The sequence below is a fragment of the Ruminiclostridium josui JCM 17888 genome, assembly GCF_000526495.1.
Taxonomy (GTDB): Bacteria; Bacillota; Clostridia; order Acetivibrionales; family DSM-1351; genus Ruminiclostridium; species Ruminiclostridium josui.
On the sequence record NZ_JAGE01000001.1, the window covers coordinates 373,109 to 386,563 of the forward strand.

Consider the following 13,455-nt stretch of genomic DNA (forward strand, 5'->3'; position numbering starts at 1 on the left):
ACTATTCCGCACTGCACTTCCGTATAAAATTGTATCAATGTTGCTTTCACTGATACAATTTATACCCTTTAGTACAGGCTAAAAAGATAAAATTTAATTATCAACTAGCCCTATGTTATCATATAATTTTGATTTAATATTGTCTAGCCGTTTTTGCCGTTCAGATTCAATCCGCAGGACGGACAAGTACTATCCTCCGAGGCCAACGTTGCTCCACATGCCGGACAGACATTATACGGAATATCCATAACCTCATAATTATTATCCGATTGTATATTCTGCTCTGATGATTTTTCATACTGTTTTTGCAATATCATTCTTATCATCCTGATTTCTTCGGCTGTTTTCGAGCCATCTATTGCTGATTGGATTACACAATACAGTATGCCAAAAAACAAAATAACAAAGAATAAGTATAATATAATCTCCATAGTAACCTCCAAATAAGACTCTATAGTAGAATATACCATATATTACAATTAATAACTAATATATTTTAGAACTACGGTGTAAGAAGTAAAATACATTCCTCCGGGAAGAGCAAATTAATGGGCAAACCCTTTTCAATAATTTCCTCCCATATATCTTTATCAACTTCCCATCTGATTGACGAATTGCTTTCATTAGAACTTCTGTTCAGATTTTTAAGCATTATAATATAGGAAAAAGGATTTTCAATAACTTTTACTACTTCACAGGACATTATATTTGTACCTTCTCTTTTTTCCGAGTACTTGAAATAATGAGCTCTCATTCCCACATATTTAATCTTATCAGGTATTTTTCGGTTAAGAAACAATGTCATGTTCCAGTCAATAGCCATTAAAGAATTATCTGATAACCGCTTTATGGCAGAAATATTTTTACAGCCTGTCATAAGCGCTGCAGCAACAGTTTTTGGGTTTTTAAATAAATCCTCCTTTTTATTTACGGTTTCTATTTTTCCCTCAGAAATTACTGCTATATCAGTGGAAAAACGGTACACCTCATTTCTGTTATGGGAAACCAGCAGCACATTCCCGTTGAATTTTGATAAAATCCCCATGATTTCCTGCTCTAGCTGCCATTTCAAAAAGCTGTCCAAGGCAGAAAATGGCTCATCCAACATGATTATATCCGGCTCGGAAGCAAGTATCCTCGCTAAAGCAACTCTCTGCTGCTGCCCTCCGGATAACTGTGACGGGCGCTTTTTTTCCATACCCTCCAAGAAAAACATCTTGATTTTATCCTGTATGTATTTTTCTTTTTCTTTTTTGGGTAACTTTACCCCTGCCCCGATGTTTTCTTCTACTGTCATATTAGGAAAAAGTGCATAGTTCTGAAACAAATATCCCACCCTTCTCTTCTGAGGAGGCAAATTAATTTTCTCTTCAGAATCAAATAAAACACGATCATCAAGAACTATTCGACCTTCATCAGGAGTTTCAATTCCCGCTATGCATTTTAAAGTCATACTTTTACCAGAGCCGGAAGAACCAAGGAGAGACAATATGCCTTGCTGTGAAGTGAATTGAACATTAAGATTGAATTTTCCAAGCCTTTTTTTTATATCCACCAAGAGTGCCATTAATATTCCTCCTTCTTAGCTTTTTTACCGACCTGTCTGGTATTCCAGAAATTCATGAGTACCATTGCCCCAAAGGACATGACACATATTATTAAGACCCACTTGTATGCTTGCTCCCTATCTCCTGCCTGAACTGCCGTATATACTGCAACAGCCATGGTACGAGTTTTTCCCGGAATATTACCTGCAAGCATTATGGTAGCTCCGAATTCTCCTAATGCTCTGGCAAATGCAAGAACAGTTCCTGCTATTAGCCCAGGATAAACATTTGGGACAATAACTCTAAAAAATATTTTCAACTCTGTCATTCCAAGAGTTCTTGCCGCATTTACAAGATTCGCATCAAACTGTTCAAATGCACCTCTTGCGGTACGGTACATCAGCGGAAATGAAACTATCGAAGAAGCAATAACTGCTCCTGTCCACGAAAATACCACACTTATGTTTATCTGCCTCAATACTCCACCAATGAAACTGTTTCTTCCAAAAAGGATTAATAAAAAAAAGCCCACAACCGTGGGGGGTAAAACCATGGGTAGAGTAAATAATCCGTCTATTAATCCTTTAAATTTCTTTAATTTAAGTACATGATATGCTGAAAATATTCCCGTAAAAACAGTTATGACTGTTGCAATAACAGCAACTTTAAGTGAAATGTAAAGAGGAGCTAAATCCATGGTTTCCACCTCCTTTATATAGGGTTGTTGCAAAACTTAATTTTTATCTTTTCTAGCTGTACGTGAGTATAAATTGTATCAATGGAAGCTTGGTTAAAGATATTTGCATATGTTTATCAGCGAAGCATGGTTATTTTACCGGAAAACCTACACGATGTAGGTTTTAGCGACACAATGAATCATGGACGATGAATGTGAGCGACGGTAAAATATCCTATGATGAGCGGCTAGAAACACTTGCAAATATCTTGGAAGCAATCATTGATACAATTTTATACGGGTGTACAGGTATTAAAGCAAAAAACTTCTAGTTTTTTCAACAGCCCCATATACAAATCTTATTTTATTTCAAACCCATTCTTTTTAAATACAGCAGCCGCCTTTTCAGTAGTCAAAAAATCTATAAATTCACCGGCTTCCTGTTGGTTTTTACTGTTTTTTAGAACAGCTACCGGATATATAACAGGCTTATGAGTACCCTCTGGAGCCTCACAAATAACCTTTATTTTTTCAGATTCTATAGTATCTGTTTGATACACCACTCCACAGTCCACGTCTCCGTTCTCCACCCATGTAAGTACCTGTCTTACATCACTTCCAAATACAGCTTTGCCTTTTACTTCCATCCAAATGCCCAAGGTTTTGAATACTTCCTGTGCGTACTGGCCTACCGGAACACTGTCAGGTTCACCCAGTGCAATCATGGATACGCTGTCAGATACAACGTCTTGAAACTTTGTCAGTTTTATCTTGCTGTCTTTTGGCAAAATCAGTACCACTTTGTTAACCAGAAGTTCTTTTTTTGAGTCTTCAAGGAGTAACCCTTTTTGCTCAAGTGCATTCATTTGTTTCAGGGACGCAGAAATAAAAATATCCGACGGTGCTCCTTCTTCTATTTGTGTTTGTAATGCACCTGATGAACCAAAGGTAAACTTTATATTTACATTTGGTTTTTCAATTTTATATAACTCTGTCAAATCCTTTGCAACACCTGCCAGACTTGCAGCAGCAGACACAAGAAGTTCTACTTTATTTGCCGTACTAGCACTCTTTTTTTCAGTATCATTTACCTTCTGTGTACCACAACCTGTGATAATTGATATCAATATGAAAATACATATATAAAAACTAAGGGTTTTTTGGCTCTTTAGCATATCAAATCGCCTCCGTTTTATTAAGCCCTGAAAACAACAAGTTTTGTGCTTCTTTAATTACATTTGCAGCATCAAAATAACTGGGCATAATGTTAAAACTCCCTCCGGCAGCTGTTATGAACTGATATAAATCACAGTTTCCTGCTCTCTCTCCAATACCTCCAATTGTGGTATCTACGTATAAAGCACCGGCTTTAGCTGCTATCAGCGAATTGGCCAAAGCCATTCCCAAATCATTATGTGCATGTATTCCCACCGGAATATCAACATTTTCTATTAGTTCACGTATACACTGATAAGTTCTTGTTGGCGTAAGGACCCCTACCGTATCTGCGAATCTTATACTTTTTACTCCCATATCTGACAGCAGGTTTGCCATGCTTATTATGAATGTAATATCGGCTCGTGAAGCATCTTCAAATCCTACTGTTACTTCATAGCCTTTGTCTTTGGCCATAAAGACACATTCCTGCAATGTCTTTCTTAACCATGCTTTATTTTTGTTCAGTTTAGAATATATGTGAATATATGAGATAGGGGCAGTTATGTGAATAATATCTGGACTACAGTCAAAGGAATTATTTACATCCTCTTTGCTCATTCGGTTCCATGTTGAAATCAAAGCATTTTTTCTATGACTCATGATTTCTAATATTGTTTCTTTTTCATAATTACCCATTGCAGGTATGCCTGCTTCTATCTGATAAATTCCCGCATCATCCATTAACTTTGCCAGATTTACCTTCTGAGCTTTAGTGAATGCATACCCGGGAGTCTGTTCTCCGTCACGGAGAGTTGTGTCGATTATATATCTCTTTTCCTTCATATATATCAACTCCAATCAGTCTATGAAAACTTTCTTGCAATAGAAATAAATTCTCTGTCGTTAAGGCCTCTACCGAGACGTATGCTTTCCTCCCTTATTCGGGTTAACAATATTGATATTATTTCACTCTTTGGAATAACACCGTATTCTTTCAATTTCATTTCCACAGCGGATTTTCCTGAGTGCTTGCCTATTACTATGTTTCTTGACATACCTACAACAGTTGGCTCGAAAGGCTCATAATTTGAGCTTTTTTTAAGTATGCCATCCACATGTATTCCAGATTCAACATCAAATATGTGGTCCCCAATAACAGCCTTGTTTCCGGCAATCTGATATCCGGTTAATTCCTGATAAAGTTCCTTTATTTTACGGAAAACCGATAAATCCATATTGGGCTTGTGACGTTTTGCAATACGCAGTATCATTATTAATTCTTCAAGTGCTGCAAATCCACCAGATCCACAAAAGCTTACTGCAATGTTTTCTCCTTTATTTAAAACCCATTCAGCTGCAAGTGACGTTGCGCAATAATACCTGTTCTGGGGGCAAAACTCCACCCTGCCACTGAATATTTCTTTAATTTTTGCAAATGTATTTACATAATCATGTATCAGAAGGTCATCAAGCCCAATAATTCTGACATTTTTATTTTCTGAGTATTTTGATATTTGATTTAATTCTCTGACATCATTTATTTGGATTTCCGATATTAAATTCAGGGGTGTTTCAAGACTTCCTAAACGGCATACGTAGCCTGCAAACCCTGGAAATGTATTTATTTGAGTAGGATAATGTATCCTGAGAACAGTTTTTGATTTGTCTACTGTTTCTTCTATTAATTCAAATAAAGGAATATCAATTTCGATATAGCTGATTCCTGTTTGCAGAAGCAGACTGTAAAGCTGAGAAACTTTATGTTCCGGGGCAGCCTTAAAATTAAACGTACATAATGTTATATCCGTTATTTTTATCATATTTTGCTCCCCCCTGATTTTAATTTAATATCGCTTATATTACTAATTCTTTAACCTTATCTCCCCCAACAAGGTGCTGTTCCACTATAACTTCAACATCATCCTCTGTAACATTTCCGTACCAGGTACCTTCGGGATAGATTACCACAACAGGCCCCTTATCGCATATTCCAAAGCAGCCTGTATTTGTTACCATAACCTCACCTGATAAATCTTTATCATCTATTTCTTCCATAAATTTTTGAATCAGTGCAACACTTCCTTTTGTGTGGCAAAACCCCTTCTGAGTTCCGTTAATTCTACAGCTTGCACATACAAACACATGATATTTCGGATTTACCATAAAAACCTCTCTTTCTGAAACCTACTGGACACATAACTGTTCAGCCGCCTTTTTTACCGCATCTTCAATTCTGTCGTAGGTTGTAAATATCTCAATTGATTTTTCTTTAAGTTTCCGTTTAGGCACTTCTCCTATTCTCATTGCCACTACTCCGTTACAGTCCTTGACTGTCTCAAGAATGGCATCCATTTTTCCTTCTTTATTGCCGCTGCCCATTCCATCACAACTTTCGGAGCCATCGCAATATTTTGAAACACTTCTCTTTTCCCTGAACCGTATGCTTTTATTTGTGTATTCATATATATAAAAATCCGTCGCATGGCCAAAATGCTGATCTACAAGTATGCCACTCTTTGAAGAAACTGCAAATAGCATACTTTTTTGATTCTCTGCTGATGTACATCCTCTGAATTCTATTGATTGGTCATTGTCCAGAGTACCAACAGCATCGGCCCTGCACTGACGACAATGATACATTTGCGGCATTATCTTTCCGCAGATTTTTCGCATCTCCATAATTTCCTTGTTACTTGTTAGGGGCATGTTTTCAAACACACTTCCGGCTACAGGAATCAATTGCATTATGTTGGATATATCACACCCAAGTTCTTTGGCTTTTTTTACTACCTGCCGAACATGGTACTCGTTAATTCCTTTGAGCATAACAACATTCACCTTGCATACCACACCAAGAGCCGAAAGCTTTTTTAATCCTGCCATCTGGTTTGCCATAAGAATTGCAGCTCCAACCTCTCCAAAATACCTGTTGCCCATATAATCAATGTGTTTATATATTTTTGCTCCTATTGTTGCATTTACAGCATTCATTGTAACTGTTACGTGTGATACTCCTAACTTTGCAAGTTCTTCTGCATATATTGGCAGCATTAGTCCGTTTGTAGAAAGGCAAAAGGTTACTTGTGGATCAAATTCTCTTATGAGTATCAATGTTTTTCTGGTATTTTCAAAGTCCGCAAGCGAATCCCCCGGCCCTGCAATTCCTACTACAGTAAGGTTTGGCATCTTTTGTTTTACGATTTTATATTTTTCCAGTGCTTGTTCAGGTGATAGGATTTCAGTTGTAACTCCGGGTCTACTTTCATTGGGACAGTCATATTTTCTAACACAATAATTGCATTGTATATTGCATTTTGGGGCTACGGGAAGATGTATTCTGGCGTATCCGCTGCCACAGCCGTTAAAGCATGGATGAACAGCTGATTTTTTTAGATTTACAGTTTTCATGTCCTCTAAAGAGGTTTCAGCAGGTAAGACAGCTTCGCTTACATTGGACTTTGATTCAAGGTTTGACTTGTAATACTTTTTGTATAGAGTGCTGCGGAAGCTGTGTTCTTTTTGCGTCAGCAGAGTATTTGTAATTCTGTCAAGAAGGGTGATTGAGCCTTCATAACCCAGTATTCTTACCCTCTGTCCTCCGATATTGTCATGAATGGGGAATGTACACCTCACAAGTGGTAGTTTGTGTTTTTCTTCGATTCGTCTGCCGTCTGAGCTTCCTATCATTATGTTAGCACCAAATTCTAAAGCATATTTTTCAATAGTATCGAAATCACAATCATCAATTATTTTGAATTTTTCAACAAATGCGTAATCAGATGCTTTTTGAATTTCTTCTATTAATAGATTACTAAGTGAGCTGCACTTCCCTCCAGTGGCAACTACTACAGGCATAATTCCGTTTTCAGTACACAATCTTACTGTGGAGTATACAAAATCCGGCTCTCCGAAAATCACTGCTCTGCCTTCACTATTGTATTTATGTGAATCAATTATTGAATCCAGATATCTTCCCCGCTCTCTTTTGATTTCAGTACTCATTGTGCCTCCCGCCTTTACAAGCTGGCGGATAAACATATCTGTATCCCGTAGTCCAACAGGGAGACTGCATCTCACAAATGGTACCCCATAGGTTTCATATAAGTATTGTGCTGGAGAGTCTTCTCCTGTAATAAAGGTAGAAAGCTCTATTGTCAGCTTTGCGCCGGCCATAAGCGAAATTTCCTCTATGGAGGTTCCTCCCTCAGGCAGTCTGTTATATACCTTTTTATACTCTCCGTCAAGATTATCAGATATGTCAGGAAGTAATATATAATCTATTTTCATGGAATCAAGTAAATTCTTCAAATATCTAGTGTCTGCCGGAGAAATAAGACCTGTTATAATATTCACCTTGTTATTCTTTTTAACATCCATTTCTACATTTTCAACAATAGCTCTAAGTGCTTTGAAAAATCCCTCGTACTGTGTTCCCGAATAACCTGCTGATGATACTGGAATTATTCTGACATTTGCTTCAGGATGTTTTTCATAAAATTCATTTATTATTCTATTGATATCTTCTCCAATGGTTTCTGCAAGGCAGGTTGTTGCTACTCCCACTATTTCTGGATTATACAAGGCTATCATGTTTTCAAGTCCTTTTACAAGATTACCTTCACCGCCAAAAACAGTTCCTTCCTCTGTAAGAGATGAAGAAGCAATATCTACCGGTTCATTGTAGTGTGTTGCCATATGCCTTCTTATATAAGTGCTGCAGCCTTGGGAACCATGAAGTATTGTCATGCATTTCTTTATTCCGTAGAAAGCACTTACACTTCCCATAGGCATACACATTTTACATGGATTTACAGTTAGGTTTACCAGGTTTTTGCTCATACTTATTCACCCCTTCCATTTTAAAATTCAGTTTTCTGCTTAATGTAATCCCATACGGGACTATTTATTGATTGATTTATTTCTTTTGTAAAATTAATTACTCCCTCATATCCGGCAAGTGCGTGTTTTCTTTCATGGTTGTGATCGCAAAAAGCAATTCCAAGTTTATAGGCAAGGGGTCTTTCCTTAACACCACCTACCAAAATATCTGCATCCTTTTCCTTCATAAAAGCTTCAAGTTCAGCAGGATTTGCATCATCCAAAATCACGGCATTTTCACTAACCAGATTAGTAATAATCTCATATTCCTCAGGTTTTCCTGTTTGCGTCCCAACGACAACTGTTTCAATTCCCATCTGATTAAATTGTCTTATAAGTGAAATTGCCTTAAACCCTCCACCTACGTATATTGCTGCTTTTTTACCTTCGAGTCGGCTTTTGTATTTTTCTAACATGGGTATAAGTCTGTCAGTTTGTGATTGTGTAAATTGCTTAGCCTTTCTTATATTTTCTTCGGTACCTATTGCTTCTGCTATTCTGATTAAGGATTGTGTTGTATCCTCTATTCCAAAAAAGCTGACCTTTATAAAGGGAATATTCATTTTTTCTTCCATCTTTTTTGCCAGATAAGTCATTGAACCTGCACACTGTACAAGATTCAGCCTTGCCGAAGGTGCCTTTATAATATTATCATAGCAGGCATCCCCAGTAATTGTTGATATTACTGGAATACCTATTTCATTAAGGTAGTTTTTGATTATCCACATTTCACCAGCAAGGTTGAAATCTCCAAGGATATTGACTCCATGAGTTTTAGGAATATCGTTATGAGGCTTCAAAAGCTCCAGTATGGCATTACACGCCATTTTGTAACCATAGGATTTGTTACCTGAGAATCCGGGGGACTTTACAGGGATAACCCTTGTTCCGTGTTCCTTTTCTGCATGTCTGCATACGGCTTCCACGTCATCACCTATTACACCCACAATACATGTGGCATAGACAAAAATCACTTTTGGATTATGCTTTTTGACAACTTCATCAATGGCAGCACTGAGTTTTTTTTCTCCTCCGAAAACAATGTCCTGTTCCGTCAAGTCTGTTGAAAAGCTGTTTCTGTAAAGGTCGCTTCCGCTTGTAAGGCTTCCCCGGATATCCCATGTATAGCTGGCACATCCTATGGGACCGTGGACAATATGAAATGCGTCTGTAATTGGGTTCAGCACTACTCTTGCACCGCAGTATACACATGCCCTCTGGCTTACGGCTCCCGATACGCTGTTGCTTTCACACTTGATAGCTGTCTTCCCGGTTTTTTCAAATCCGAATTTGATAAAGTCTTTTCGTTCTTCCAATATAAGTGATTTTGTCATTTTTTTGCCCCCCTCTTCAAAGGTTTCAGTTGGTCTTGATTTACATAACTATTTCAAATTCCTCGTCACTTGCATCCCTGTCCTGTTTGTCCATCAAGGCCCCTGCTATTAATTCCACCATTCTCAATGCTCCTTTATAGCCTAGTATTGGTGAATACGAATGAGCATACCTGTCAAGAATGGGAAAACCTGCACGTACAAAGGGTATGTCTTCAGCCTTTGCTATTTGTTTACCATAAGATGTTCCAAGAAGCAGATCAACCTTTTCATTCTTTATCCATTGATGGAGTTCAAACAAGTCACCTGAAGCTTTTGCAATACAATCACTTACACCATATTGCTCAAAAAGATTGTTAGCCAACTTTACAAATGCTTCACCTGGAGTCCCTGTCAGAACGTATTTAGGAATCATTCCCATTTCTAATACCAGACGAGTAAGACCAAGTACTGTGTCGGGATCACCAAATATTGCAACTTTTTTATCATGAAAATAGAAATGTGCATCCAGTATTATGTCTACTAATTGTCCTCGTTCCTCTTCAAGTTCGTAAGGAATTTCCTCATTTGTTATCTGAGAAAGCTCCATAACGAATTTGTCAGTGGCCTCAATTCCTATTGGCAGTTGCATTAGTGAATATGGAACCTTGCACTTTCTTTCCAATATATTTGCAGGCTCCTCACTTGTAAGTTCCCCAAGTGCAAGTACCTTTTCACAATCGCCAAGACCTACTATTTCAGGTATTGTGGTTCCACCTTTAGGATACATCGAGTAATTTCCCGTCATGGGTGCATCCATTATCCCGCTTTGATCTGGGAACATGGTAAATGGTACTTTCATAAGCTTCAGTATTCTTTTTAGCTCTCTGATGTCACCTGGATTTACAAACCCCGGGAAAATTGCAGTTTTGCCGTTAGATTTACCTGTGGATTCCGCCATATAGTTTATAAATCCAGACATCATATTATAAAATCCATTTATATGGGAACCTACATAACTTGGGGTGTTTGTATGGACAACATATTTCCCTTCCGGTATATCCATATCCTGAATAAAAGCAGTCAGGTCATCTCCTATTGTTTCACTAAGACATGTGGTGTGTATTGCAATAATGTCAGGGTTGTATATATCAAATACATTTTTGACACCTGTTCTGAGATTGCTTCCGCCGCCAAATACTGAAGCACCTTCTGTAAATGAACTTGTAGAAGCCATTGCAGGTTCTTTGAAATGCCTTGACAAAAATGTTCTATGGTATGAAGCACATCCCTGTGAGCCGTGGCTGTGTGGCATACAGTTATGTACTCCAAGTGCTGCATACATTGCACCAACCGGCTGACATGTTTTACACGGGTTTATTCTTAAACTGCTGCGTTCTGATATTTCTTTTGGAGTCATTGTAAGCATTATTCTTCACCTCCTGCTAATGAAGCTTTAAGAGTAGATCTGTTTTTCCAAGGTGGTGTAACAAATCTCCATGCCGGGGTATACAATCCCATTGTTATATCTCTTGCAAAATTAATGGAGCCTCTAAAGCCTGAATATGGGCCGCTGTAATCATATGAATGAAGCTGCCTGGACAGAACTCCTGACTTTTGGAGTGAATATTTATCCTTTATTCCCGAGAAAAATATATCAGGCTTCAACAGTTTGAGGAACTCATCAGTCTCAAACTGATTCAGATCGTCAACAACGATACTGCCGTTTTCCATATGTCTTATCATACCTGTATAGTCTTCCAGGGGAATTTTTGATTTTAGCTGTTGGTATTGCTCGTCAGTAAGATATGCGTGATATTTTTTTTCGTCTTTTTCTACATTGAGGTGTTCTATATTTTTGCTGTCAGCATCTTCTTTTATTGTAGGAATTACTTCTCTTCCTTCATAGTCATCCCTGTGGGCAAATTCATAGCCCGCTAGAACTGTTGAAACACCAAAATCCGAAAGCAACAGTTGATAATGATGTGACCTTGAACCACCCACAAATAGTGCGGCAGTTTTACCTTTAAGTTTCGAATAGTAGTATTCTTTTTCTTCTGCAATGTTTGCAAGTTCGTCGTCTATTACCTCTTCAGTACGTTCGGCAAGTTCCTTGTCTCCAAAATATGTTGCCATATCCCTAAGAGATTGTATGGTTGATTTAATTCCAACAAAGTTTACCTTAATCCAATCTACACCGTATTTAGTTTTCATCATTTCTGCTATATAGTTAATTGAGCGGTGACATTGCACCAGGTTTAGGTTTGCCATATGAGAATTTTGAATTGCTTCAAAACTTCCGTCTCCTGTAAATACTGATATTACATTGTAGCCGATACGCTTAAGTATCCTTTCAACTTCCCAGCCATCTCCGCCTATGTTATATTCCCCTAGAATGTTTACGGAATATTTGTTTTTGGGAGGCGTGTCATTTACTCCTATTATTTTTTTCATGAGTGTGTTATTTGCAATATGGTGGCCTCCGCTCTGGCTGACGCCCTTGTATCCTTCACAACTAAATGCCATACAGGTGATTCCGTATAATTTCTCGGTTTCTGCGGCAACCGCATGTATATCGTCACCTATAAGTCCTACGGGACAGGTAGAGCATATCATAATACATTTTGGTTTAAAAATATCAATTGCCTCTTTTATCGCCTGTCTCAGCTTTTTTTCGCCTCCGAATACTATATCAGGCTCTTGAAGATCCGTAGAAAAGCAATATTCAATAAAATTTCTTCCGTCTTCGGTTTTTGCTTTGTTTCTTCTGGTTCCCCATGAATAAAATCCACAACCGATGGGCCCGTGTGTTAATACAAGAACATCCTTTAATGGCCCGAGAACAACACCTTTACAACCTGCATAACAACACCCTCTGTTTGTTATGATTCCGGGAATAGTACGGCTATTTGCTGCTATAGGCTGATTTTTAGTTTCCTCGGTTAGCTCCATTATGTGTTCTTTTCTATTTTTATAGACTTTTGCACTATATTTATCCAAAACAATATTTCTTACATTCATTTGTCTCACCACCTTGTCATTTAAAGTAGGTTTTCACCTGTCCTTACCTTATAAGTTTCCTGAATAGGTATTATGAATATTTTGCCGTCTCCTGGATTCCCGGTTTGATTTACGTTAATTATAGTCTTAACTGCCAAATCCACTTGTTCGTCTTCTACCACCAATGAAAAGAACCTTTTTGGAATAAGTCTTGCTGTCTCTGTAAATGCCTCACCTGCTTTTGATACAGGCAATTCTCCAGATTCCATAATATAGTTTAAAACGGTTGCATCAAGGCTTTTCTTACCTCTCCCTAGGCAAGGCCTGCAGGAGAAGGCCGGAAACCCGGCATTGGCAAGTGCTTCCTTAGTTCTGTTTACTTTGTTGGTACGGATAAAAGCCATGACCTCTTTCATAAGCAACACCTCCTATAAGCCTTGTTTTGCAGTACTAATTGTGTATGCATCCAAAACTTCACTGACAAAAATTCTTCCATCACCAAAGTTTCCTTTTTCTCCTGTACGGGCATTTCTCATAATTATTTTTACAACGTCGTCCTTGTCTTCATCGTTTACAACAATTAATAGCATTTCTTTTGGAATCTCATCATACTGGATATCACCTATGACAATTCCCTTTTGCTTTCCTCTTCCGTATACATCCATTTTAGTTACTGCAGGAAAGCCTGCTGCCAGCAGTTCTGAAAGTACTATACCTGTTCTTTCAGGTCTGATAATTGCTCTTACCAATATCATAATTTCATCCGCCTTTCTTTTTAGTTTGTTAAATTCAATCACTAACATTTCAAATTTGAGATATAATGAGTTTAATTTTCAATGGAGACGAACCATGGAAAGTTTTAAACTCATCAAGCATATTAAAAATA

General features: G+C 37.8%; 13 protein-coding genes. All 13 read right to left on the reverse strand.

Translation table 11 applies throughout. The features are described 5' to 3' along the window. Window positions 1–143: 143 nt before the first annotated feature. On the reverse strand, window positions 144–431 hold the full coding sequence (locus tag K412_RS0101755; RefSeq protein ID WP_024831509.1) for a zinc ribbon domain-containing protein: 288 nt from the start codon (window positions 429–431) through the stop codon (window positions 144–146). Window positions 432–502: 71 nt separating this feature from the next. After that, the gene (locus tag K412_RS0101760) at window positions 503–1,567 is read right to left on the reverse strand and encodes a sulfate/molybdate ABC transporter ATP-binding protein (RefSeq protein WP_024831510.1); all 1,065 of its coding nucleotides are present in this window, start codon (window positions 1,565–1,567) and stop codon (window positions 503–505) included. Next, a complete protein-coding gene (modB, locus tag K412_RS0101765; RefSeq protein ID WP_024831511.1) occupies window positions 1,567–2,244 on the reverse strand; it encodes a molybdate ABC transporter permease subunit in 678 nt (225 codons plus the stop codon). Before modB ends, K412_RS0101760 begins: the two co-directional genes overlap by 1 nt. Window positions 2,245–2,582: 338 nt before the next feature. Then, window positions 2,583–3,398 (reverse strand): molybdate ABC transporter substrate-binding protein, encoded by an 816-nt coding sequence (gene modA, locus K412_RS0101775; RefSeq protein WP_024831512.1) that lies wholly within the window; start codon window positions 3,396–3,398, stop codon window positions 2,583–2,585. 1 nt (window position 3,399) lies between these two features. Next, window positions 3,400–4,224 (reverse strand): beta/alpha barrel domain-containing protein, encoded by an 825-nt coding sequence (locus tag K412_RS0101780; protein WP_024831513.1) that lies wholly within the window; start codon window positions 4,222–4,224, stop codon window positions 3,400–3,402. 20 nt (window positions 4,225–4,244) lie between these two features. Continuing rightward, window positions 4,245–5,201, reverse strand: coding sequence for a homocitrate synthase/isopropylmalate synthase family protein (locus K412_RS0101785; RefSeq protein ID WP_024831514.1), 957 nt, complete (start codon window positions 5,199–5,201; stop codon window positions 4,245–4,247). Between the two features lie 34 nt (window positions 5,202–5,235). Further along, window positions 5,236–5,544, reverse strand: a complete 309-nt coding sequence (locus K412_RS0101790; protein WP_024831515.1) for a 2Fe-2S ferredoxin — start codon at window positions 5,542–5,544, stop codon at window positions 5,236–5,238. Window positions 5,545–5,565: 21 nt separating this feature from the next. After that, entirely contained in the window at window positions 5,566–8,220 is a 2,655-nt protein-coding gene (locus tag K412_RS0101795; RefSeq protein ID WP_024831516.1) for a nitrogenase component 1, read from the reverse strand. Between the two features lie 20 nt (window positions 8,221–8,240). Then, entirely contained in the window at window positions 8,241–9,593 is a 1,353-nt protein-coding gene (gene nifE, locus K412_RS0101800) for a nitrogenase iron-molybdenum cofactor biosynthesis protein NifE (RefSeq protein WP_024831517.1), read from the reverse strand. Between the two features lie 40 nt (window positions 9,594–9,633). Beyond that, on the reverse strand, window positions 9,634–10,998 hold the full coding sequence (locus K412_RS0101805; RefSeq protein ID WP_024831518.1) for a nitrogenase component 1: 1,365 nt from the start codon (window positions 10,996–10,998) through the stop codon (window positions 9,634–9,636). Continuing rightward, window positions 10,998–12,590 (reverse strand): nitrogenase component I subunit alpha, encoded by a 1,593-nt coding sequence (locus tag K412_RS0101810; protein WP_024831519.1) that lies wholly within the window; start codon window positions 12,588–12,590, stop codon window positions 10,998–11,000. The genes K412_RS0101805 and K412_RS0101810 overlap by 1 nt, the downstream gene beginning before the upstream one ends. A 20-nt stretch (window positions 12,591–12,610) precedes the next feature. After that, complete coding sequence (locus tag K412_RS0101815; protein WP_024831520.1) at window positions 12,611–12,985, reverse strand: P-II family nitrogen regulator; 375 nt, start codon at window positions 12,983–12,985, stop codon at window positions 12,611–12,613. A 12-nt stretch (window positions 12,986–12,997) separates the two neighbouring features. Continuing rightward, on the reverse strand, window positions 12,998–13,324 hold the full coding sequence (locus K412_RS0101820) for a P-II family nitrogen regulator (protein WP_024831521.1): 327 nt from the start codon (window positions 13,322–13,324) through the stop codon (window positions 12,998–13,000). Window positions 13,325–13,455: the final 131 nt, after the last annotated feature.